The organism is Macromonas bipunctata (assembly GCF_002837135.1).
Taxonomy (GTDB): Bacteria; Pseudomonadota; Gammaproteobacteria; order Burkholderiales; family Burkholderiaceae_C; genus Macromonas_A; species Macromonas_A bipunctata.
Map to the genome: position 1 here is coordinate 1 of NZ_NWBQ01000072.1, position 24,117 is coordinate 24,117.

The following is a 24,117-nucleotide window of genomic DNA, read 5'->3' on the forward strand; positions in this document are numbered from 1 at the left end:
TAAGCCGCGTAAGCGCGGCGGTTACTGCAATAGGTGCATTGTAGCACAAAATTAAGACTTCGGAGTGGAGATGAACAAGAAAACTAATTTTTAGTTGGCGAATTGAATGTAGTAGTGAATTCACGGAACAGCATCCAAGGCGGTTAGATGCTGCCTGAGGCACGTCTACACAACACGTTCTTTGTTCAATTCGGTGGCAATAGTATACAGTTCTTTCGTTCTTCCAGAAACTGTAGGTGGATACTCTCTTCCAAGTACTGGGGTGGCATCCCGTGAACGTTATCTCGATTAGATTGCTATTTGGCCACTATTAACAGCGTTCTTAGTGTAACTACTTTTCGAAAAATTAGTAGCTAAATAGCCCTTTGGTTCCTTCTGTAACAGTCATGCCCTACTTGGCCTACCACTCGCACTAATTTCGAAAACACTAAAAGTATTATGAAGCAAACCAGCTCCAGCTTCCAACGCTACATAGGCATCGTGTCATGGTCTAATAATTTAGGACACTTGGATAGGGGCTGATTGGCCCCCCCCTGAGTACAGACACACATGACAGAAAAGAAACCCCGCCGAGTTTTTGACGCAGCCTTCAAGCTGGAAGTGGTCAAGATGGTTCGAGACCAAGGCCTGAGCGTTGGCCAGGTCAGCAAAGACCTGAACCTGGTCGATAGCGCTGTGCGCCGCTGGCTGACGCAGTTTGATGAAGAGCTGGCCGGGCGCTGCGGTATTGGCAAGCCCTTGACTGCTGAACAGCAACGCATTCGGCAATTGGAAGCCGAGAACCGTCAACTCAAGTCCGACAACGAGCTGCTAAAAAAAGCGTCGGCCTTCTTCGCCCGGGCAATGCGATGATGCAGAACCTGGTGGACAGCGCAGTTGATGCGAAGAAGGCCAATACGGCGCAATGCTGCAGGGTGTTTGGCGTGAGTCGCTCGGGCCTGTACGCGGCGCGCCAACGCCAGCGCAGTTCCAAGCTGGTCAGCACGCTGGACGTGCAGGCCAAAGCGGCCTTTGAGGCCAGCGCCCAAAGCTACGGCAGCCGACGCTTGAGCATTGCGCTCAAAGAGCAAGGCCTGGCTGTGGGGCGCTACAAGGCCAGAAAGCTGATGCGCAACAACGGCTTGCGAGCACGCTGGCGGCGCAAGTTCACGCACACCACCGATTCGGGCCACAACTTGCCCGTGGCGGCCAATGTGCTCGACCGCCAGTTCACACCCGAGGCCCCCAATCAGGCTTGGGTGTGCGACATCACCTACGTGCGCACGCGCAGTGGCTGGCTGTACTTGGCAGTGGTACTGGAGCTGTTCTCACGCAAAGTCGTGGGCTGGGCCATGGCACCGAGCATGCCCGCGCAGCTGGTGTGTTCGGCCCTGAGCATGGCCATTGCCAGTCGCTGTCCGCCAGCGGGCCTGGTGGTGCACTCCGACCGTGGCAGCCAGTACGCCAGTGCCGAGCACCGTGCCTTGCTGGCACGCTATGGCTTCATTGGCAGCATGAGCCGAAAAGGAAATTGCTGGGACAACGCCGTGATGGAACGCTTCTTTCTGAACCTGAAGATGGAGCGCGTTTGGCAGCGCGACTACGCCAACCATGCAGAAGCGCAAGCCGACATCGTCGACTACATCGTGGGCTTTTACAACAGCGTTCGGCTGCATTCAACGCTGGGCTACTGCCCTCCCAACCAATACGAACAGCAGCACCTGGCAAAACCATGAATTTGTAAATTCCCCTATCCCAATGTCCGAAAAAACTTGACCACGACATAGAAGTCCGGTCGCCACTTGGACATCGTTTGCGTACTTACCCCGTATGTCAACTCCAACGCCTGGGGCTTTATTCCCGCACGACTGGCCTTCACTGCATGAGAGACCGTCGCTTCTGGCGTACGGTGGTGCAATGGACATCGAACGGCTTGGTACCGGCCACGGCAGGCATGCTCTGGATAGCCAATTTCCGACTTTGAGACATGATTTTACATGTGTTTGTAAAAATGTAAGCATGTATTCTGTAAGTTATAAGCCGACCTTAGAACATGGCTTATAGAGGGAAAAGACACTACATAATCAATAATCAATAAGCTCACATAATCTCACCACCGAAGCACTTAGCTGCAGTATCTGCTCCTAAGCTCGTTGCTGTTTGGTTGATGCTCCCAAGCTTATTGTTGTCCTCATTGCTTACTGACCTGGTTGCTGTTTTTGTTGCTCGTTGACGCTCAAACTTGTGCTTGAAAGCGATTTGCCCCTGTTGTTGATGTTATATTGCTAGCGTTATGCTTACAGAAAGCCAGCAATGTCCGTCAAGTCGCAAGTTGTCAGTTTTAGAGTAGAGCCACATTTCAAAGAAGCCTTGCAGTCGGCTGCTCAACGCGAGATGCGCAGCCTGGCCAATATGTTCGAGGTGATGGTCGTGAGCTACTGTCATGCCCACGGCTATCCGTTGAACGGTGTGTCTGCTGAAACCTTGCAGAGCATCAGCAACAACAGTGCACGAGCAAACGCTTTGTGACTGAGCAACACCACGCCCTTCTCGCTAGGCTGGGTTTCCGCTTTGGCATGAATGGGCCACATGCAGCCAGGACGATGATGCTGCAGGACCTGAGGCTTTTGCTGGCACATACGGCACCAGATGCTGTGCGTGAGCAGTACGCTCAAGCCGTGCTAGACAGCAACATATTAAGCAAGCCAACACGCAAGGCACGTGAGCTGGCGTTGCATCACCTGACAACCTTGTACGCACTTGACCCCAGCAATCCTATTTTTCGGGCGTTGCGTCGGTTGTGGTCGCTTAATGAAGCTGCACAGCCCATGTTGGCTCTGGCTATGGCGTTGGCACGAGACCCGCTGTTAAGGAGCACGCAGGATTTTGTACTGGGCCAGGAGTTTGGTGCTTTGATGCCTCCCAAGACAGTGGAGGCGTTTCTGGTATCCCGTTATCCCGAACGCTTCAGTCCTGCATCCATTCGCTCTTTTGCTCAAAACGTAGCAGGTACGTGGTCTGCGGCTGGCTTCTTGTCTGGTCGTCATACACGCAGATTTCGCTCACGACCCATTTCATGTCCAGAGTCGTTGGTCATGTTGCTGTTTCTTGGGTTTCTGCAGGGTCGAACAGGCCAGCGATTGTTCAGTTCATCGTGGACAGATTTGTTGTGTGTACCGCTTGAGGAATTGGAGTCCTTGGCCATTGCAGCTTCGCACAGAGGTTTGTTTGTGTTCATGAATGCTGGTGGCATCAAAGAAGTACGCTTCCCAGGGTACCTCACTGCAGAGGAAGATTTGGTGTGTGAGGAGCTTGCCTGTGTCGTCTAAGGTTTCCAAGTTGTTAGCCGCTTACCGTGACCATTTGAGCGTGCCGTGGCAAAGTGGGCTCGCTGCAATTCAGCGGGTGATTTTTGCCCTTTACGACAAGAACGATGAGTTGCGTTTGCGTGCCCATGTGGACGAGTTCGCTCTGGCAACCCAACAGGCAGGTAAGCACTGGTTGCTGTTAGATGTAACGAACGCTTTTCCGAACTGGATGATGGCGCAGGAGTACAGAGACGCTTACTTCGAATCGCCCGAGGATTTGTCCGGCTATCAGAATGGTGAGCTGACGGAGTTTGTTGCTGACTTGTGTGCACAGCTGAATTCTCGCATCGCGTCTGAAGCCACACCCGATACCGTCGTTGTACTGCTGGGTGTGGGAACCTTGTTTGGTTTGGCGCGGGTTTCTTCCGTGATTGAGGGCATCAAAGAATCAGTCCAAGGCAGGTTGTTGGTGTTTTTTCCTGGAGAGCACCATCCAGAGAATCACACCTACCGGCTGCTCGATGCCCGTGACGGTTGGAATTATCTTGCGGTCCCGCTGATGGCCCAAAACTGAACACACAACTCAAGTACCAGAAACCAGCAACCCAGGGGAGAAAAATGCTCAACAAGGATATTTACACCAAGCTGCCGCAAGAAAATCGGCTTGTCAACAACGGGGTGGCAGAGGTGTCTGAAGACCATTCAGCTGCAGCCCAGCAGATTCTGCGCTATGAACTCGAGACCTTTGTCTGCAACGGTCAATACGAGCAAGGTCTAAAAACCATGCTGGAGAAGTTCTTGCTGAACTTGCAAGATGGTAAAGAGCAGCCAGGCGTGTGGATTTCGGGGTTTTACGGCAGTGGTAAATCACATCTGGCCAAGATGTTGCGAACGCTGTGGACTGATTACCATTTTGCCGGTGGCGCTACAGCCCGCAGTTTGGTCAACGTCACATCCAATGTGTCCGATTTGCTCACAGAGCTCACCACCGCTGGCAAGCGCTACGGTGGATTGCATGCCGCAGCTGGTAAATTGGGTGCCGGTGCTGGTGACAAGGTTCGTCTGGCGGTGTTGGGCATTGTGTTTAAGTCCAAAAACCTGCCGCAACAGTACAACCAGGCGAAGTTTGTCTTGTGGCTGCAGCGTGAAGGTATTTGGGCTGCGGTCGAAGCAGCGTTGCAAGCTGCGGGTCGTTCGTTGGCACAAGAGCTGCCGCACATGTACGTGTCGACTCAATTGGCCAAGGCTTTGTTGCAAGTCCGCCCTGGGCTGGCACACACCGAAGCCGATGCCCTCAAATTGCTGAAGGAACAGTTTCCGCAGCTGACCGACGTGACCAGCGAGCAGATGACGGAAGCGATTGACGCAGCCTTGACGGTTAATAAGCAGTTTCCGTTGACGCTCATTGTGCTGGATGAAGTGCAACAGTACATTGGGGCTGACGCTGAGAAAGCGTTCCAAGTCCAGGAGGTCACTGAGACCCTCAGCAAGCACTTCAATGGCAAGTTGCTGTTTGTGGGTACGGGCCAATCGGCTTTGTCCGGCATGCCGAACTTGCAGCGTCTGATGGGGCGTTTTCCGGTGCAAGTCACATTGGGGGATTGGGACGCTGAGAACGTCACACGTCAGATTATTCTGGCCAAGAAGCCTTCTGCACAACCGCTGGTGGCAGAGGTCTGGCGCAACAACCTGGGTGAGATTTCCCGCCACCTGCGCGGTACCAAGCTTGAGCACGCACCAGAGGACGAAGCGTTCTTGACCTCCGATTACCCGCTGTTGCCTGTGCGCCGTCGATTCTGGGAACGTGTGTTGCGTACGATTGACACCACAGGCACCGTATCTCAGTTGCGCAGCCAGTTGCGCGTTGTGCACGAAGCTGTGCTGGATACCGCGAATGCACCGCTTGGCCATGTGGTCTCGGGCGACTTTCTCTACGACCAAATTGCCAACAACCTGCTGTCCACGGCACAACTGCCCAAGGAGGTGTTTGACAACGTCCAGCGGTTCATGAACGGTCCAGGAGACGCTCCGCTCAAGGGCAAGTTGCTCAAGCTCATTTACCTCATCAACAAGCTGCCCTCTGATACTGCGCTGGACATTGGCTTGAAGGCCACGGATGAAGTGTTGGCCGATTTGCTGGTGACCGACTTGTCTGCGGGTTCAGCAGCGTTGCGCAAGAAATTACCTGCACTGCTCGATGAACTGCAGAACAAAGACAACCTCATCATGTCCTTGGCGGGCAGCAATGGCACCGAGTACCGGTTGCAAACCCGTGAATCCAGTGCCTGGTACGATGAATTCCGCACCCAGGAAGCCGAACTCAAAGCCGCTCCGCAGCGTGTGGAGCAAAAACGCTCAGAACTGCTCAGGGCGCGGTTTTTCGAGCTGCTCAAGAAGGTACGTGTGACCCAAGGTAAAGGCAACGAAGTACGCACGTTGACCCCCACCTTTGACGAGAACTTGCCCAAGAACCACGACAAGGCGTTGTATATCTGGATTCAGGATGGTTGGCAAACGGAGGAGAAATCGGTCATTGCCGAGGCCAAGTCCAAAAATGCCGCCAACCCAACGTTGTTCGTTTTCTTGCCCGCTGAGCACAAGACAGAGCTCACCAACGCCATCGTGGCATTGGAGGCTTCGCGCAACACCCTGCAAAAGAAAGGCAGCCCAGCCACTGAACAAGGTCGTGATGCCCAACGTTCCATGGAAAGCCGCCAGAGCAACGCAGAAAAAGAGCTCAATCAGCTGTTGGGCCAACTGATGGCGGGTGTACGTGTTTTTCAGGCAGGCGGTCAGGAAGCCCTGGACGGCAACGATTTGGCTGACCGCATCAACCGTGCTGCCAAGGCTTCGGCTATTCGGTTGTATGGCCAGTTTGATGCAGCCGACCACGACATGTGGGGCAAGGTGCTGGATGAAGTCCGTAAAGGCAACCTGGACGCTCTCAAGTTTGTTGGTCACGCACAGGAGGCAGACAAACACCCTGTGTGCCAGAAACTGCTGGGCTACATCGGCCCCGGCAAAAAAGGCGCTGAGATTCGGGACAACTTCGAAGCCCCACCCTTTGGTTGGCCTCGCGATGCGATTGATGGCGCACTGTATGCCTTGCTCGCCACGGGCCACCTCAAGGCCACCGATGCCAGTGCCAAACCTGTTGATGCCAAGAGCCTGGAGCGCAACAAACTCACGCAAGCCAGCTTCCGCTGTGAGAGCGTCAACATCACGCCGATACAGCTCATCAAGATTCGCAAGCTGTTTGACGTGGTCAAGGTACCTTGTCAGCCCAAGGAAGAACAAGCCAAGTTGCCCACCTTGCTGGCCAAGTTGCGTGACCTGGCATCCAAGGCGGGTGGCGCAGCACCTGCTCCCGAAGTACCCAAACCCACCTTCATTGACGCAATTGAAGCCCAGTCTGGTAATGCACAGCTGCTGGAGCTCTTCAACCGGTACGACGAAATCGTGCGCTGCTCAGAGGATTGGAGCAAGACCGCCAACGAGCTTGCCAAGCGCTGGCCAGTTTGGCGCCAGCTGACAGCTCTGCTGCACCATGCCAAGGCCCTGGGGCCTTACGCTGCCCTCAAAGCCGATGTGGATGCCATTGAAGCCCAGCGCAGCTTGCTCGCAGAGCCTGACCCAGTGCGTCCGTTGCTGGACAAGACGGTGGAGGTACTGCGCGAATCGCTCAACGCCAAACTGGCCCAGTTCCAGCAGACTTTTGAGCAGCAGCAAACGCAACTCCAAGCCGACACCGACTGGAACAAGCTGTCGCAGACCCAACGTGAAGAACTGGGCAGCAAACACCATTTGTCGGTCTCTGCTACGGTGCAGCTTGCCACACCAGACGAAATCCAGGACGCGCTGGACGAATGCGACCTGGAGCATTGGGTGGCCAAAATTCAAGCACTGCCCAGCCGTTTCGAGGCCGCTCGGCATGCCGCTGTGCAGTGGCTCAAACCCAACGTTGTCCACGTCACGTTGCCCAAGCGAACGCTCAACGACGAGGCTGAGCTTCAGGCTTGGCTGGCCGAGGTGGAGGCTCTCTTGCAGGCCAAATTGCAACAAGGACCTGTGGCTTTGTGAGCAAGCTAGGACACATACCGCATGAAACCTTTGAAACCTTGGCGGTCGTTTGTGCAGCAGTTGGAACTGCTTCAGGCACGTGGTCTGGAAGTTGAAGACCCCGTTGCAGCCATCGACTATCTGGAACGCTTGGGCTACTACCGTTTGAGCGGTTATTGGCACCCACTGCGCGCCATCAACCGCGAGGCATCCGCCGAGAAAAAATGCACGGTTTTGTCCGACAGCTTTGTGCCTGGCAGCCGCTTTGAAGATGTGGTGCGTTTGTACATCTTTGACAAGAAACTGCGTCTGTTGGCCTTGGATGCGCTTGAGCGAATAGAAATGGCCGTGCGTGTGGATGTCGCGCACGTGTTGGGTCAGCGTGACTCCTGTGCCCATGAAAAATCGGACTGCTTGCACGGCAACTTTACCAAAAAGCGCATCAAAAAAGGTCCGGATGCTGGCAAGACACAGCACCAAGTCTGGCTGGCCAAATACCAGTCCATGCTGTACCGTGCCCGTAAAGAGCCCTTTGTGCTCCATCACAAACAACAGTATGGGTCTTTGCCCGTTTGGGTTGCTGTGGAAGTGTGGGACTTTGGCTTGTTGTCCAAGCTTTTCGCAGGGATGCAACACACCGACCAACAGCAGATTGCAACCCTTTACGGCGCACCGGACGGTGAAGCTTTTGCCCAATGGTTGCGTAGCCTCAACTTCATCCGCAACGTATCAGCGCACCACAGCAGGTTATGGAACATCAACGTGGTGGAACGCTCTGCCAAGCCAGCAGATTGGCCCGTGCAGTTGGACAACTCACGCCCGTTCTTTTACTTTTGCCTGATGCAGAAATTGCTGAAGGTGATTTGCCCCCGCTCCAGCTGGAGCCAGCGTGTGACAAGCTTGATGCAAGACGAGTTTCCGCACACCGACAACGCACGGTTTTTGCTGCAAGACTTCGGGGCTTTTGCCGGTTGGGTGACTACCGAACCTTGGCAAGCAGGCTAAGAGGAGCCCACAAATGAGAACCGACGCGTACACAGAGTGCAGAGGCGCCGGGCATATTGCTTGCAATCATAAACCAAACAGGTGCTTGTGTGCTGAGGAAACCGCCCAAGTTAGCCCCTAATTGCCCAAGAAATCCGGTGTTGCAGCGCCCCAGCAAGCGTCTGAACGCCATTTGAGAAAAATTTCGCCATGTCTGCCGCCTACACCCTACCTCTGCCCAAACCCCAGCGCACCCAGCTGGAAAACACCGTCAAAGCTGCACGCGAAGTGGCTGAAAAAGGCGCACGTGCTGCCTTGAACCAGCTGGCGGTGGCCGAAGCCAGGGCACCGGACTACCTCAGCGAACCATTCAAAGCCTTGCGTCGCCGTTTGCGTGCGCACGGACGTGCGTTGGGTGATGTGAAAGCTTCCGACGACACCCAAGCCGTACAGCAACTGGTGTGGGAAGTGTCCTACGAGCACTGGCACCGCATGCTGTTTGCGCGTTTCTTGGCCGAAAACGGCTTGCTGCTGTGGGAGCCTGGTGCTGCGGTATCGCTGGACGACTGCGAAGCCTTGGTGCAAGAAACCGACCCCGACATGAACTTGGGTGCCAAAAGCCAATGGGAACTGGCGGGCAAGCTGGCCGCGCGCATGTTGCCGCAAGTGTTCAAGCCCCAAAGCCCCGTGTTCGAGCTGACGTTGGCCCCAGAGCACCAGCGTGAGTTGGAGCGCCTGTTGGCCAGTTTGCCTACCGAAGTGTTCCAAGCCAGCGACAGCCTGGGCTGGGTCTATCAGTTCTGGCAAGCCAAGCGCAAGGACGAGGTCAACGCCTCGGAGGTCAAGATTGGTGCCGACGAACTGCCTGCGGTCACACAGCTCTTTACCGAGCCTTACATGGTGGACTTCTTGCTCCACAACTCGCTGGGGGCCTGGTGGGCCACACGTTGTCCTGGCCAACCTTGTCCAGTGCCACTGCCGTACCTGCGTACCCTGGAAGACGGCACCCCGGCGGCAGGTCGGTTTGAAGGTTGGCCCAACCACCTGCAAGACTTCAAGTTGCTAGACCCCTGTTGCGGCTCGGGCCATTTTCTGGTGGCGGCCTTCTTGCTGCTGGTGCCCATGCGCATGGCCGCCGAGGGCCTGACCGCGCTGGACGCCGTAGATGCCGTGCTTGCAGACAACCTGCACGGCCTGGAGCTGGACCCCCGCTGCGTGGAAATTGCCGTGTTCGCCCTGGCCCTGGCCGCCTGGCGCTACCCCGATGAAGACGGCCACCCCCTGGGCGTGCGCGCCGACATGCCCGCGCCGCAAATTGCCTGCTGCGGCCTCAAACTCAACGCCAGCGCCGCAGACTGGAGCGCGCTGGTGCCCGAATCGCTATCAAATAAAGAGCTGGTAGCGCAAGACCTGCGGGCGTTACAGGCCGATTTTGCCCAAGCCCCGCTGCTGGGCAGCCTGCTGGACCCCGCGCGCAGCCTGAAGGACGACCTGGCCACCTCCAACGTGCAGGCGCTGCGCGAGCTGCTGACCCAGGCGCTGGCCCAGGAAAGCAGCGCCGCCGATGCGCCCCACGGCGAACTGCTGGAACTGGCCCTGAGCGCCCGGGGCCTGCTCGACGCCGCCCGGCTGCTGCAGGGGCGCTACCACCTGGTGATTACCAACGTGCCGTATCTGGCGCGCGGCAAGCAAAACGACACGCTGAAAGCCTATTGCGCACAGCATTACCCCGACGCCAAAAACGACCTGGCCAACGTGTTTCTGGAGCGCTGCCTAGAGCTGGCGCACCCTGCTAAGGCCGGACAAGGCGCGGGCGTGGTGCAAATCGTCATGCCGCAGAACTGGCTGTTTTTGACCAGCTACAAAAAGCAGCGCGAATCGCTGCTGCAGCGCGTGCAGTGGAACCTGCTGGCCCGCTTGGGCGAGGGCGGTTTTGACAGCCCCCAGGCGGCGGGCGCGTTCATCATCCTGCTCACCCAGACCCGCACCCCGGCGCCGGAAGGCTTTGCGCTGCACGGCGTGGACGCCAGCGCGCCCAAGTCGGCGCCAGAAAAGGCGCGGCTGCTGCGCGAGGGCGCGGTGGTGGCGGTGAGCCAGACAGGGCAGTTGGGGAATCCGGATGCAGTTGTTTCTCTGGCGCCTATTGACCCCGGAAAGTTGCTTTCATCTCATGTACAAAGCCTGCATGGCATTTCAACTACCGACTACGTGAGGTTTGGAAAATGTTTTTGGGAGATTGTTGAGCGCGGCAATAGCTGGATTTTTCAGCAGAGCACTGTCAAGCAGAAGGGCCACTTTGACGGTCGCCACTATGTCCTGCTGTGGGAGGAGGGAGTCGGAGCTCTGCGGCAGCTTCGTGATAAGGCTCCAGTGGTTATAACTGGGTTAGAGGCATGGGGGAGCAAAGGTGTCGCAATTACGCAAATGCGTGATTTACCGTCTGTTATCTACACCGGTGAGGCATTTGATGACAACACGGCCGTTCTTCTGCCGAAAAAGCAAGAAGAACTTCTTGCAATTTTGGCTTACGTTCAATCCGATGAATACACGGTCAATATTCGTAACATCGACCAATCCCTGAAGGTTACCTATCCGACGCTAGCAAAAGCCACGTTCGACCTCGCCCACTGGCAACAAGTCGCCGCCGAGCGCTACCCCCACGGCCTGCCCAAGCCCTACTCCGACGACCCCACGCAGTGGCTGTTCCACGGCCACCCCCAGCCCGCCACCGACCCATTGCAAGTCGCAGTAGCCCGTCTGGTGGGCTACCGTTGGCCTGCCGAGACCGATGCAGAGATGGAACTGTCGGACGAAGCGCGTGCTTGGACAGCGCGCTGCAAACCATTGTCTGCGCACACCGACGACGACGGCATCGTCTGCCTGCCGTCAGTCCGTGGCGAACCGTCTGCCCACGAACGCCTGCTCAAGCTGCTGATTGCCGCTTGGGAGACCGTGGAGCCTGGCAGCTGGCGGCCTGCGGTGCTCGACAAGCTGCTGGCCGATGCCGACTGTATAGGCAAAGGCCTGGATGTGTGGCTGCGTGACAAGTTCTTTGAGCAGCATGCCAAACGCTTCCACCACCGCCCCTTCATCTGGCACGTGTGGGATGGACTCAAGGACGGCTTTGCCGCCTTGGTCAACTACCACCAACTGGACCACAAGAACTTGGAACGCCTCATCCACACCTACCTGGGCGACTGGATACGTCAGCAGGAAGCCGGTGTGCGTGGTGGCGTTGATGGTGCCCAAACCCGTTTGTCTGCGGCCCAAGACCTCAAGCGCCGGCTCGAACTCATTCTGGAAGGCGACTTTGACGGCAAGACGGGCTACGACATCTTTGTCCGTTGGAAGCCGCTGGCCCAACAGCCCATAGGCTGGAACCCGGACCTGAATGACGGCGTGCGCCTCAACATCCGCCCCTTCATGACCGCCGAAGTGCTGCGCCACAACAAAAAGCCCAAGCTCAACATCACCTGGGACAAAGACCGTGGCAAAGACGTAGAAAGCGCCCCGTGGTTCCACAAATTCAACGGCGACCGCATCAACGACCACCATTTGACGCGGGCTGAGAAACTGGCAGCAAGGGGTAACTTCTGATGTATCTTACCAAAATTCAGCTAGAAAACTTCCGGGGTATTAAGACGTTAGAACTCCCTCTAGGAGTTACGACTGTTCTTGTCGGCGAAAACAACAGCGGAAAGACGACTGTTCTTCACGCGCTTCGTGCTTGCCTTCAGTACCTGCGAACCGGTGGCAGAGCGGCTGTATTTGATGAGTTTGATTTTCACTTCGAGAATTCTGCTGTTGACCCTGCAAGCGCTCCATCGATTGAAATAACGCTTACATTTGAAGAATCAGAAGAAAATCAATGGTCTGAGGAGATTGAACGTCAGCTAGGTGGCGATGGTGGAATTCTGATGCCGATTGCACCAAAAGACTTCTACCGTGTTCAGCTCAAAGTGACATCAAAGTTTTCATCGAACACTTCAGAGATTATTACATCGTACGATTTCTTGGATGCAGCAGGAAAACCTCTGGCTGGCAAAAGTCCGAGCCGTCTTTCGACCTTGCAACAACTTCGTCCTCTTTTTTATTTGTCAGCACTTCGTGATGCAGGTAAAGAATTTTCGAAGACTTCTCAATTTTGGTCTCCATTTGTCAAAAATTCACAAATAGATAATACAAAAAAGACAGAAATTGAAAAACAGCTTCAATCCATTAATGAAGAAATCATTAAAGCTCATGGCACTTTCAATAGTGTTCGCGAGCATCTATCCAAGGTTCAAGAGCTAGTTTCCTTGGGTAGTGAGAATGTCATTAGTATCGATGCCATACCGGCCCGAATCTTTGACATGCTGAATAAAACCCAAGTCAGTATAGCCTCGGCTACGGGGGCTCGCCTACCCATCGCTCGTCATGGCGAGGGCACCCAAAGTCTTACTGTTCTTATGCTTTTCGATGCATTCTTACGGTCTGAGCTTGCTCGGAAGCAAGGTGTCAAAGAATCGAAACCAATCGTTGCGCTTGAAGAGCCTGAAGCACATTTACATCCGACGGCTATCCGGTCGCTTTGGAAAACCATCAAGGGGATTGATGGGCAAAAAATTATTGCCACTCATTCAGGCGACCTGCTATCTGAGGTAGATATTAGTGACATTCGTCGCCTTTATCGAAAGGATGGCAAGGTTCATTACGGGATGATTCCTAATTCTCTGCTGCGTAACAGAGAGCGGAACAAGTTTAATTTTCTGGTGCGTCGTACCAGAGGAGAGTTGTTTTTCGCACGTTGCTGGTTACTCGGTGAGGGAGAAACGGAAGCAATTTTATTTCCAGGTGTGGCAGAGGTGCTGAATATTGACCTCGAACAGGCTGGAGTTCGTTGTGTAGAATATCGACAAGGAGATATATCTTATTTTTTGGAGGTTGCTAATGCGTTAGGGATTCCTTGGTTTTGCTTGATTGATTGCGATGGACAAGGTAAAGATGATTTTAAAAAAGCCAAAGAAAGGCTTCCTGCCAGGGCTATGAAAGATGACCACTTATTCATGCTGCCTGATAATCAGGCTATCGAAGAGTATCTAGCAAATAATGGATTTATCGATATCTATGAGAACGAGGCAAGCCCACAAAAGATAAAAAACATGACCGCCAAAAAAGGGGAGATTAACTATGTTAACCAGCTAGTAAAGTGCATTGGCGATGCTGGTAAGCCAGCTGCCACACATGCAATTATTGAGGAGATGCGCAAGAGAGGCCCAGATGCTATTCCTAACGACTTGAAGAACGTCATCCTTAGAGCAGCTGCTCTTGGTGGGAGAGGTTAATGGAATACTTAGAGAAACTAAATACCAATCAGACTGAAGCTGCCTTATGGGATGAGGGCCCCATGCTTGTGCTGGCTGGACCTGGGTCAGGAAAGACGAAAACTCTTACCTCTAGAGTTGCCCGATTGATAGCGCAAAGTGAAGGAGAATCGTTTCGGATTCTTTGCCTGACATTCACAAGAAAGGCTGCTGCGGAAATGCGCGAGCGGCTATTGAAATTAGTACCAAACGCAAAAGAGCGGGTACTTCTGACAACATTTCACTCTTTCGCTACTGACATTCTTCGGCAGCACGGAAGCTACTTTGGGTTCAGTCCAGATTTCGAAATTCTTGAAGAATCTGAGCGGATTGGTCTAGTTAAGTCGATACTCGATAAAAAAGAAGACGAGTTCACTAGATTTGTATCCGCCGAGCGAACACTGACTGCAGTTGACTTCCTTTTTCGGAACGTCACGCCTGATGAGAAGGTTCCCACGCTACTAAAAGACCAGGAGGTAGGCCAGCAGCTTAAAGTGCTGTTCTCTTGCTATAAGGAGCTTTTAAAGCAGCAGAATTGTTTGGACTACGGAGCAATTCTGTACTTTTGCGAGGCATTGCTCAGAGAGCGGCCACGCATCAGCAAGCAGCTTCGGACGGTTTATCGCTTTGTTTGTATTGATGAGTTTCAGGACACGAACGTTGCCCAATACCGCATCCTTCGTGCGCTGGCACCTGAAAAGAATGCGAATGTTTTTATCGTTGGTGATGATGACCAAGTTATCTACCAGTGGAACGGTGCCAGCCCAACAAGAGTGAAAGAACTTGAGCAGCACTACGACCTGACGACTATTCAACTGCCGGAGAACTACAGATGCCCGCCAGAGGTAGTAGCGTTGGCTAACGCGCTTATCGTTCACAACGATGAACGGTCGGTGGATAGAAAGCCCTTGCTTTCCATGAAAGTCAGTTCAGGTGCAGACTCCATTGAACTATTGTCCTTCGAGAATGACCAGAAGGAAGCCCAAGGCATCGCCGAGCATGTTAAAGCACGAATCGCAGGAGGTGCTCGCGCGTCAGATATTGTGATATTAGCCCGTGCAACAAAACTGCTGGAGCGCGTGCAGAAGGAATTGGAAGCCGTATCGATTCCTAGTCATATACAACGGCGAAAATCAAAGTTTGAGAGTGCCCCTCTGCGCTTCATAACATCTGCTTTGAAGCTGGCATTAGTTCGGTCAGACGATGACTTGGCTTCAAATGTTATGAAAGCACTGTCTGACTGCGTGGAACAAGACTCAAACGAGGAAGACCTCGCAAGTTTTTCCGTGCAGCTCAACGGCGACCAATTGGAAGCACTGGGAGCGCTTGTTGCCAACAGCACCGGAGTTCCACAACCGCTGCGGCAGGCGGTTACAGTTTTAGTCCGTGGCAATTACGCCAAATTTATCCAGGAATCGTTAACTTATTTCGATTCTGTCGAGAATGCGAGTCGTGACGGTGGAGATGAGCAATACGCGGAGTACTCATCTGAGCGAACCGTTTGGCGAAGTATTATTCGTGAGATTGGCGGAGAAGACGATGCGTATTCGCTCTCATTAGGACAGTTTCTCCAAGAAATCGCATTGGCTAATAAAACACCAGATGCACCCTCCAACTCAGTTCGATGCTTGACTATTCACAGTTCTAAAGGGCTTGAATTCCTGCATGTTTACCTTGTCGGCATGGCTGAAGACCAGCTGCCATCGTTCCAAGCCAAAAAGACTGGCGATAACACTCGAGAGATGCAGGAAGAGCGACGAAATTGCTTTGTGGCTATTACACGAACGATGAAGTCATTAAGCCTTTCTTATGCTAATACATATAACGGTTGGCGTAAGCCACCGTCTCGTTTTTTGTTTGAGATGAAACTGATGGGGAAAAGTAAATGAGAATTAATCATCTGTCAGTGCAAAATTTTCGCTGTTTTGAAAAGTCAAATTTCGATTTTTCACCGCAATTTAACTTGTTTATCGGTATCAACGGCAGTGGTAAAACATCGCTGTTACGCGCGGTGGCTGCCAGCCTAGCCACGCCGGTCAATGCTTTGAGCAATGCCATTGTTTGGCCGCATGAACAAGAAGCCAATGCTCGTTTAGTTTTGTTGGAAATGCAGGGGCGTGTCCGTTACGAGCGTTGCTACCCTGTACGTTTGGAGGTCAGTGGCGACATTGACGGCCAGTCACGCCGCTGGTGGTTAGAGACCGCCGGCCCCGGCAACAACCAAAACAAATTCGAACATACCGTTTATTCAGCACTTTCCGATATTGCTGCGCGCATTGCCCAAGGGGGCACAGGTGCTCTGCCCGTCGTGGCGTTTTACACCGCTGAGCGGCGCTGGCTACTGGAGGGTATCGGTGCCGATACTGCTGTGCGTCGGCAAGACGCTAGGCAGGACGGCTATACATCTTGGAATGATGCAGCCACTGACATGGAGGGTCTAGAAAGCTGGGTGATTTCCAAGTCGCTGGAGCGGCTGGAATTTGTTTCTAACCATGGGGTGGTATTGAGCGGGGGCCCACTGGATGAGCTGGATTTGGCCAACCAAGTCGTGGCCCAAGCGGTACCGGGGGCCAAGGGTCTTCGCTATGACATCAAACACCGTCGACTTGTGTTGGACTGGCAAAACGCTGCCATTGTCCCTACCCCGTTTGAAACGCTTAGCGATGGACAACGTGGCATAGTGGCTCTCATGGTGGATATTGCTCGGCGTATGTGCTTGTTGAATCCACAACTGGGTGACACTGTGCTGGCTGAAACATCAGGTATTGTGCTGATTGATGAATTGGATATGCACCTGCATCCTGAGTGGCAGCGGCACATAGCGGTCGTTCTCAAGCAGGCTTTTCCCAAGGTGCAATTCATTGCTACCAGCCACTCACCGCAAATTATTGGCGAATTGGCTGCTCACGAGGTTTGGTTGATGAGTGGTCTTCGAGTCACAGGGCACCCTGAACGCACTTTAGGATTGAGTAGCAGCGAAGTGCTGGAAGAAGTTATGCATGGCCATGCTCGCAATGCTGGGATTCAGGAAAAAATTGGCCACATTGAGCGCGCTATTGAAGACGAAGCCTATACCGATGCACGTGCTGCATTGGCTTACTTGCGTGAAAAGTTCGGCGCTTTGCCCGAAGTGCTGCGTTTGGAAGAGTACATCGAGTGGTTTGACCCCACCGAAAAGGCAGAAACCTTGCCACACGGGGCAGGAGACCAGGGGTGAAAACGGTCGTCAAAGGCGTGGAGCCCAAGGAGCTGCGCGACTGGAAACGCAGCAATGCCACATCTCCGCAAAACCGGCATTACGACAACCTCAGCGGTGCGGTCAAAAAAGCCATGCTCGAAAAACTGGCGGCAGAGCAAGGCTGGCTTTGCGCCTACACCATGAAGCAAATCACGGACAAAGATGGTGGTTTGCAGGCACACATCGAGCACATCTTGCCCAGGTCTGCACACCCCGACCAGTCCTTGGAATGGCAAAACTTGATTGCCTGCGTGCCCCAACCCGGTGTTTCATGTGAGTACGGTGCCAAGTTAAAAGACGCTTACGACCCAGCAACCCAGCCATTCGTCAACCCGACGATGGGAGGTGTCTCTGCCCAATTTCGTTTCCGAGAAAACGGTGAAGTGGACGGCCTTACAGAGGCGGCCCGTGTAACGGTCAGTCAAGAGGTGCTGCATTTAAACCACCCCAACCTCACCAACGACCGCAAAGGCAAGATTCAGGGAGCCATTGCCCACAGACCCACCGCAGCACAGGCCAGACAACGCGCCCAACTGCTACGCAAAACAGACCAAAACGGCATGTTGGAGCCCTACTGTGAAGCGGTGGCACAGGTGCTTGAAGCCTACGCCACACGCCTGGAAAAACGCGCAAGCCGAACCTCGAAACTCAAAAATACATAGTTTTTACAGACTGATGTAATCTTACTGCCGTAAAACTACAAACCAAGGTGACAAAATGACAAAGAAGATTTCTGGGGCTGAGTTCCCATTGGCCAAGATTTTCAGCTCGGATTTTGATTATGTCATCCCAAGCTACCAGCGCCCGTACGCTTGGACGGCAGTGCAAGCAGGTGAACTGTTTTCCGACTTGTATGATTTTTACCGCAAGGAAGACAAGGACGATATCTATTTTCTGGGCAGTATTGTGCTCATCAAGGAGGAAGGTAAACCATACGCTGAGGTGATAGATGGTCAGCAACGACTCACAACGCTGACGATTTTATTGGCGGCCTTGACCCATCGGGCTTCCAGTGCAATTCAGCAAACATTTCGGCTCTATCTCTGCGAACCTGGTAATGCGCTGGAAGGGTTGGAAAACAAGCCCCGTTTGACGTTGCGTGAACGTGACCGAGCGTTTTTTAAGCAATACGTGCAAGGTGTGGCTCTGGACGAACTGTTGAACTTAGACCCCGCTCAATTAGACAACGAATCGCAACGTAACATACAAGCCAACGCCAAGTTGTTGCTCCAGCAGCTTGATTCAAAATTTGGCTCGAATACAGATGCCATCACCCAATTTGGTAAATTTTTGGTTCAACGCTGCTTCCTAGTGGCGGTATCAACGTCAAGTCAGCAGTCTGCTTTTCGGGTGTTTTCGGTACTCAATAGCCGAGGTTTAGACCTGCTGCCGACAGATATTATAAAATCAGATGTTATTGGAAAAATTCATCCTGACAACCAAGACGATTACAACGAAATCTGGGAAGAATTGGAGGTTGAAACTGGGCGTGATGGCTTTGCAGAGGTCTTTGGCCACATTCGCACGATTTATGCGAAAGACAAGGCGCGTCGTGCTTTGTTGGAAGAGTTCCGCGACCGTGTAATTATTAAGGAACCCTCCTCAGAAGATTTGGTTGATAAAGTTATTGCTCCTTACGCCCAAGCTTACTTGGTTGCCAAACATGCACAATACGTATCTACGGAAAACGCTTCTGAAATCAATGCACTGCTTCGATGGTTGAAACGCATTGAAAATTCCGACTGGCTTCCCAGCGCCATGAAATTCTTGGCTGAACACGCCTCTGATGCCGAGTATGTGCACTGGTTTTTCAAGCGGCTGGAGAGATTGGCTGCGTATATGCACGTGTGTGGATACGACGTCAACAAGCGCATTGAACGTTATGCCAGGGTGTTGTTCGCACTGGAAGACCAAAATTCAGCAACAAACCCAGTCACTGCTGTTGAACTTGATGCCGATGAAAAAACCAAGTTTCTGACATGCTTGCAGGGTGAAATTTACACCATGACAGCCCGTCGTCGCAATTACCTCATCCTTCGACTGGACTCTTTTCTGGCCGACGGTGCCGCAACATACGACCCAGCTATTTTGACCATCGAGCATGTGTTACCCCAAACGGTTGCCGAGGATTCGATGTGGGCGAAACAATGGCCAGATGTGAAACAGCGGCTGTATTGGTTGCATCGACTTGCCAACTTGGTACCACTGAACCAACAGCGCAACTCTCGTGCTCAGAACCACGATTTCGAACGCAAGAAGCATGCTTATTTTGCAGGCCGTCAGGGCGTTTCATCATATGTCTTGATAACCCAGGTACTCAACACACCCAGCTGGACGCCTGATGTCGTGGCGCAACGTCAACAAGACCTGGTGGATGTGCTGTCGACAGCTTGGAGTCTGAAATGACAGAACCACAGCAAAGCAGTAGGGTTGCAGGTGATGTTCTTAACGCTTTGAAGAAGGCGATTCAAACCGCAGCCAAAGGCAACTCACACACCGCCACCACCGCCGCCGCTGTGCTTTGGCCAGACAAGGAGCAGCAATGGCTGTGCGCTTTGCCTATGCTTCAGACGCTGATGCCCAACCTGTGCGTGCTGGGTGACTACGACCCAGGGCTGCGACGAGGTCCTGCGATTTGGCTCAAGTGCGCGATTGCCGGTCTGGTGCCTGAGGTTGACGTGACTGAGGTGCCCATTGTCTACCTGCCAGGTGTTAGCCGTTCAGAGTTGCGCGCCATCGAATCGTGTCCACGTGACCTGCAACCCTTGGCGGAACTGCAATACCGGGGCGTGTTCTGGAGCCAATTGAACGGCAAAGATTGGACGCTCGGAGCGTTTCTGTCCTCCAAAAACGGTGGTTTGGGCCTGGATGTGGCGCAAGACAAGGCCACACAGGAAGCGCTGATGCAAGCGTTGCAAGCTGGCGTTTTGCTGTCATGCAACTTGAACGACCTGCAGCAGCGGTCTATCAACAGCGAATGGTTGTTGACGTTGATTGCCCCCAATCCCAACCGAGACCTGCTGGCATGGATGAACGCACCGGATGCCACAGCGCAACAGTGGGGCGCAGTCCTCTGGAGCGTGTTCACAAAACGCTGTCAGTCAGACTTTGGTTTTGACCCCGTAGCGGATGGGGTACTGGCTGCGGCTGAACGTCTTGCCCAGGCAGACGGCAAGTGGGCTGCTGTATCAGTTCTGTACCACGACTCATTTGGCAGCTTTCCTCACGTCTTTGACCTCCTGGCCAAACTTCAACCTCCTCAGCTGGGACTCTTTCCCAAACCAGACCAGTTGTCCGGTTACCCGCAAGCCAACGAACAAGGCGAATCTGCCCTGCGCTACGCCTTGTCAGCTTGTGCAGCGATGAATGCTTCGCAAGCACGTGCTGCCGTGCTGGCTGCTGAAAAAGAACACGGTATCCGACGCAATTGGATTTGGGCCCGCATGGGTCAATCAGCACTGGCCACTGCACTGGCACCTCTCGCCGAAGTTGCGCAGCGCAGTGCCAGCGTGCCCATTGGTCAAACATCTGCTGAACTTGCCCACAACTACCTTCAGACTGGATGGCAAGTCGACGATGCAGCCCTAAGGGCACTGGCTGCGGTGCAAACCAAGGCTGATTTGGACGTCGTGGGCGGTGCTTTGCGCGCAATCTACCTGCCCTGGCTCGAAGAAACAGCATACCGGCTACAGCAAGTCACCAAGACTACTGGTGGCCTCCAACCCTTGACCACAGCGGCAACAGGTACGCTCACTGATGGAACCTGCATCGTCTTTGTAGATGGACTGCGTTACGACGTTGCCAACCAGCTTCAATCCCGTTTGACATCGCTGGGGCCTACACACCTGACGGCCCAGTGGAGCAGTCTGCCATCAGTGACTGCGTCTGGCAAAGCGTGGTGTTCACCTGTGGCCCATCTCATTACCGGCACCCCAGAAGACATCGAGTTTGAACCCAGGGTTGCTGCGGATGGCAAACCGCTCTCCGGTCATAACTTTCGCAAGCTGCTCAAAGAACAAGGCATTCAGCCGCTCGACAAGCATGAGATTGGGAGCCCACAAGGGCGTGCTTGGACACAAGCCGGCGACTTGGACCACTACGGGCATGAACATGGCATCAGACTGGCCCGGGACATGGACATGCAACTCAATCAAGTCGTTGAGCGCATTGCCGAGTTGTGCGCTGCCGGCTGGAAACGGATACGCATCGTCACAGACCACGGCTGGTTGCTGATACCTGGTGGCTTGCCAAAATCGGAACTCGCAAAACACCAGACTGAGACACGTTGGGGGCGCTGTGCGGTGCTCAAAGGCAACGCCAACGAAACCGCCCTGACATTTGGCTGGGACTGGTGCAAGGACGTCCAGGTTGCTTACGCACCTGGCGTTACGAGCTTCATTGCCGGTGCAGAGTATGCCCACGGTGGTATCAGCCTACAGGAGTGTTTAACGCCTGTTGTACAGCTGGATTGCACAGCTACGACCAACGCGAGTGCAACAGTTACCATCCAGTCCATCACCTGGCGCGGACTGCGCTGCACCGTTCAAATCGAAGGTGCTTCGACCGGTCAACAGATAGACATCCGAACCAAAGCCTTATTGGCCAGCAGTTCTCTGGCAGCCAACCCTAAGCCACTGGATGCAGCAGGTAAAGCCAGCCTTGCTGTGCTCGATGACGACCATGCAGGGGCTGCTGCTGTGGTGGTGGTGCTGAACGCAGACGGTGAAGTTGTACAGAAACAATCCACCACAGTAGGTGAGCAATAAAAATGCAAATGGATGAGCTTGACCGCAAGGCTGCGTCTGCCTTTGAAGGCTACGTGGTGCGCAAAGACTTGGTGCGTACCTTCAGCCGCCAGTTTCCGGTACCCACTTATGTCGTCGAATTCTTGCTGGGACGCTACTGCGCCACCACCGACGAGGCTGAAATCCAAGAGGGACTGGACATTGTGCAGCGCCAATTGGCTTCAAGAACAGTCAAGGCTGGCGAGGAAGAGCTCTTCAAAGCCCGTGCGCGTGAATCTGGCTCCGTCAAAATCATTGACATCGTTACTGCTCGCTTGGATTCCAGAACCGATTCCTACTTGGCCACGCTGCCCAGCCTTCGTTTGAACGATGTGCGCCTGACCCCGGAAATGGTGAAAGACAACGAGCGTATGCTGACCGGCGGCTTCTATGCCGAAGTGACGCTGGGCTACGATGCCTCGATTGCCCAGGAAAAAAATGGACGGCCTTTTGGTGTTGATGCGCTACGTGCCATCCAGTTGTCCAAACGTGAAGTCTTGGGTGTACTGGCCAAAGGCCGAGAGCAATTTACAACGACAGAGTGGCGCGACTTGCTCTTGCGCAGCGTGGGCTTTGAACCAGAGACCCTGCCAGAACACGGCAAAGATGCACTGCTGCTCCGTATGGTGCCCTTCGTCGAACGCAACTACAACCTGGTGGAGCTTGGGCCTCGTGGTACCGGTAAATCGCACCTGTTCCAACAAGTCTCGCCGTACGCACACCTCATATCCGGCGGCAAAGCTACCGTGGCCAAGATGTTCGTCAACAACCAGAACGGTGCCCGCGGCTTAGTCTGCCAGTACGACGTGGTGTGCTTCGACGAAGTCTCCGGTGTCTCGTTTGATTCCAAAGACGGGGTCAATATCATGAAGGGCTACATGGAGAGCGGTGAGTTCTCGCGGGGCAAAGAAAGCATCCGTGCTGATGGCTCCATCGTTCTTGTGGGCAACTTCGATGTGGACGTTGAGCACCAGCAACGTGTTGGTCACCTGTTTGGCCCGCTGCCTCCTGAGATGCGTGATGACACCGCGTTCATGGACCGCATCCATTGCTTCTTGCCGGGCTGGAATGTGCCCAAACTCAATCCCGGCTTGTTTACCCAGCACTTTGGACTGGTGAGCGACTTCTTGTCCGAATGCTTTACCCAGCTGCGCAACCAGAGCCGTGTTTCAGTGTTGCAGGGACGTGTGCGCTGGGGTGGAGCGTTGTCAGGGCGTGACTTGAATGCGGTCAACAAAACCGTCAGTGGCTTGCTCAAGCTGCTGTACCCCAACATCGACATGGCTGTCAGCGAAGAAGACCTCGAATGGGCCGTACGACTGGCACTGGAAGTCCGCCGCCGGGTCAAGGAGCAGCAAAAGCGCATCGGTGCAGCTGAGTTTCGCAACACCCACTTCAGCTACACCATTGGAGCAGAGGGGGTCGAAAAATTTGTCAGTACACCGGAGTTACAGAGCCAGGCAGGGATTGGCGACGAGCCACTCGAATGCGGACAGATATGGACGCTCAGCCCAGGCGGTCAAGATGAAAACCCCGGTCTTTTCCGACTGGAGGTAACCGAAGGACCAGGCAGTGGTGTACGGGTGCTCAACAACCCTGTTCCAGCTGCATTCAAAGAGTCCATTCGATTCGCTGAACAAAATCTTTACGCGCGTTCCCGACAATTGGTGGGTGACCGAGACCCCCGTTCTCACGAGTTTTCAGTTCAGCTGCGGGGCTTCGATGCTGCTAAATCCGGTAGCAAAACGGGGATATCAGCACTGATTGCACTGTCAAGCGCTTTGCTCAAAAAGTCAGTGCGTGGTGGCCTAGTGGTCGTGGGAGAAATTACACTGGGCGGAGCCATAGAGCCTATCAATAACGCTGTTACCTTGGCTGAGATTGCGGTGGAAAAAGGAGCGAAGGCGTTGTTATTGCCGGTCGCATGTCGCCGACAACTGTTTGATTTATCTGATGAGATGGCCACCAAGCTTGATATTGAATTTTATAGAGACGGTCAAGATGCCTTGCTCAAGGCACTTGAAAATTGAAGTTTACCCAGCCTGAGTTTCGTCTCGCAGACGCTTTTAAACAGTAAGGCACCTTGCATCCAAAAAAGCAAAATCCTCCAGCTACGAGTCCAACGCTGAACGGCTCTACGTCGCCCTAATCCATGCGAAGCGTGGGCACCTTGTTGTTGACTTAATTCAAGTTTTTTCTTGAAAAGCATACAAACAGAGACGTGTGCTGTATACTTTTAACGTGTCGAAAGACAACCAGGCTTGGTCGCTTGGCAAACGGTGTAAAAATGGTGCCCCCACGAGAGTGTGGGGGCAATTTCTTTACGACTTCATGCTTTACTTTTGAAGTACGTGCGGACTGTTTTTTGGCGGGCCGTGCGGGGACGCGTTCGCGCGTGCCGGTTCCGTTTGCCGGTCGACCAA

Annotated in this window: 14 protein-coding genes; all 14 read left to right on the top strand. The window is 53.8% G+C overall.

What is annotated here, in order from left to right:
* Positions 1 to 549 precede the first annotated feature (549 nt).
* The 14 genes from CON76_RS10565 (at position 550) to brxL (ending at position 23,724) form a co-directional block, all read left to right on the top strand.
* Positions 550 to 1,715, top strand: a protein-coding gene (locus tag CON76_RS10565; RefSeq protein WP_101103321.1) for an IS3 family transposase whose coding sequence is annotated in 2 segments (ribosomal slippage) — positions 550 to 823 and positions 823 to 1,715 — 1,167 coding nt in all. Because the reading frame shifts where the segments join, the coding sequence is not laid out codon by codon here.
* A gap of 577 nt (positions 1,716 to 2,292) precedes the next feature.
* Positions 2,293 to 2,508: a hypothetical protein gene (locus CON76_RS10570; RefSeq protein ID WP_101103322.1), complete on the top strand. Its 216-nt coding sequence runs from the start codon at positions 2,293 to 2,295 to the stop codon at positions 2,506 to 2,508.
* Positions 2,505 to 3,308, top strand: a complete 804-nt coding sequence (locus CON76_RS10575) for a hypothetical protein (RefSeq protein WP_240592839.1) — start codon at positions 2,505 to 2,507, stop codon at positions 3,306 to 3,308. Before CON76_RS10570 ends, CON76_RS10575 begins: the two co-directional genes overlap by 4 nt.
* Positions 3,298 to 3,861: a BREX protein BrxB domain-containing protein gene (locus CON76_RS10580; protein ID WP_101103323.1), complete on the top strand. Its 564-nt coding sequence runs from the start codon at positions 3,298 to 3,300 to the stop codon at positions 3,859 to 3,861. The genes CON76_RS10575 and CON76_RS10580 overlap by 11 nt, the downstream gene beginning before the upstream one ends.
* 44 nt (positions 3,862 to 3,905) lie before the next feature.
* Positions 3,906 to 7,367, top strand: coding sequence for a BREX system P-loop protein BrxC (gene brxC, locus CON76_RS10585; protein WP_101103324.1), 3,462 nt, complete (start codon positions 3,906 to 3,908; stop codon positions 7,365 to 7,367).
* A 51-nt stretch (positions 7,368 to 7,418) separates the two neighbouring features.
* Entirely contained in the window at positions 7,419 to 8,351 is a 933-nt protein-coding gene (locus CON76_RS10590; protein ID WP_205758227.1) for an Abi family protein, read from the top strand.
* Positions 8,352 to 8,540: 189 nt separating this feature from the next.
* On the top strand, positions 8,541 to 11,927 hold the full coding sequence (locus tag CON76_RS10595; protein ID WP_101103326.1) for an Eco57I restriction-modification methylase domain-containing protein: 3,387 nt from the start codon (positions 8,541 to 8,543) through the stop codon (positions 11,925 to 11,927).
* Positions 11,927 to 13,654: an ATP-dependent nuclease gene (locus CON76_RS10600; RefSeq protein ID WP_101103327.1), complete on the top strand. Its 1,728-nt coding sequence runs from the start codon at positions 11,927 to 11,929 to the stop codon at positions 13,652 to 13,654. The genes CON76_RS10595 and CON76_RS10600 overlap by 1 nt, the downstream gene beginning before the upstream one ends.
* Positions 13,654 to 15,561, top strand: coding sequence for an ATP-dependent helicase (locus tag CON76_RS10605; RefSeq protein ID WP_101103328.1), 1,908 nt, complete (start codon positions 13,654 to 13,656; stop codon positions 15,559 to 15,561). The genes CON76_RS10600 and CON76_RS10605 overlap by 1 nt, the downstream gene beginning before the upstream one ends.
* A complete protein-coding gene (locus tag CON76_RS10610) occupies positions 15,558 to 16,889 on the top strand; it encodes an AAA family ATPase (protein WP_101103329.1) in 1,332 nt (443 codons plus the stop codon). Before CON76_RS10605 ends, CON76_RS10610 begins: the two co-directional genes overlap by 4 nt.
* Positions 16,886 to 17,572 (top strand): HNH endonuclease family protein, encoded by a 687-nt coding sequence (locus CON76_RS10615; protein ID WP_101103330.1) that lies wholly within the window; start codon positions 16,886 to 16,888, stop codon positions 17,570 to 17,572. Before CON76_RS10610 ends, CON76_RS10615 begins: the two co-directional genes overlap by 4 nt.
* Before the next feature lie 55 nt (positions 17,573 to 17,627).
* The gene (locus CON76_RS10620; RefSeq protein WP_101103331.1) at positions 17,628 to 19,316 is read left to right on the top strand and encodes a DUF262 domain-containing protein; all 1,689 of its coding nucleotides are present in this window, start codon (positions 17,628 to 17,630) and stop codon (positions 19,314 to 19,316) included.
* On the top strand, positions 19,313 to 21,676 hold the full coding sequence (gene pglZ / locus CON76_RS10625; RefSeq protein ID WP_101103332.1) for a BREX-1 system phosphatase PglZ type B: 2,364 nt from the start codon (positions 19,313 to 19,315) through the stop codon (positions 21,674 to 21,676). Before CON76_RS10620 ends, pglZ begins: the two co-directional genes overlap by 4 nt.
* 2 nt (positions 21,677 to 21,678) lie before the next feature.
* Positions 21,679 to 23,724 carry a protease Lon-related BREX system protein BrxL gene (brxL, locus tag CON76_RS10630; RefSeq protein WP_101103333.1) on the top strand — a complete coding sequence of 682 codons (2,046 nt, stop codon included), beginning with the start codon at positions 21,679 to 21,681 and terminating at the stop codon, positions 23,722 to 23,724.
* Positions 23,725 to 24,117: the final 393 nt, after the last annotated feature.

Excerpts from the sequence above, each read along its gene's own strand:
- pglZ (WP_101103332.1), top strand. The coding sequence starts at position 19,313 with ATGACAGAACCACAGCAAAGCAGTAGGGTTGCAGGTGATGTTCTTAAC.
- CON76_RS10595 (WP_101103326.1), top strand. The coding sequence starts at position 8,541 with ATGTCTGCCGCCTACACCCTACCTCTGCCCAAACCCCAGCGCACCCAG.
- CON76_RS10620 (WP_101103331.1), top strand. The coding sequence starts at position 17,628 with ATGACAAAGAAGATTTCTGGGGCTGAGTTCCCATTGGCCAAGATTTTC.
- CON76_RS10600 (WP_101103327.1), top strand. The coding sequence starts at position 11,927 with ATGTATCTTACCAAAATTCAGCTAGAAAACTTCCGGGGTATTAAGACG.
- CON76_RS10610 (WP_101103329.1), top strand. The coding sequence starts at position 15,558 with ATGAGAATTAATCATCTGTCAGTGCAAAATTTTCGCTGTTTTGAAAAG.
- CON76_RS10570 (WP_101103322.1), top strand. The coding sequence starts at position 2,293 with ATGTCCGTCAAGTCGCAAGTTGTCAGTTTTAGAGTAGAGCCACATTTC.
- brxC (WP_101103324.1), top strand. The coding sequence starts at position 3,906 with ATGCTCAACAAGGATATTTACACCAAGCTGCCGCAAGAAAATCGGCTT.
- brxL (WP_101103333.1), top strand. The coding sequence starts at position 21,679 with ATGCAAATGGATGAGCTTGACCGCAAGGCTGCGTCTGCCTTTGAAGGC.
- CON76_RS10605 (WP_101103328.1), top strand. The coding sequence starts at position 13,654 with ATGGAATACTTAGAGAAACTAAATACCAATCAGACTGAAGCTGCCTTA.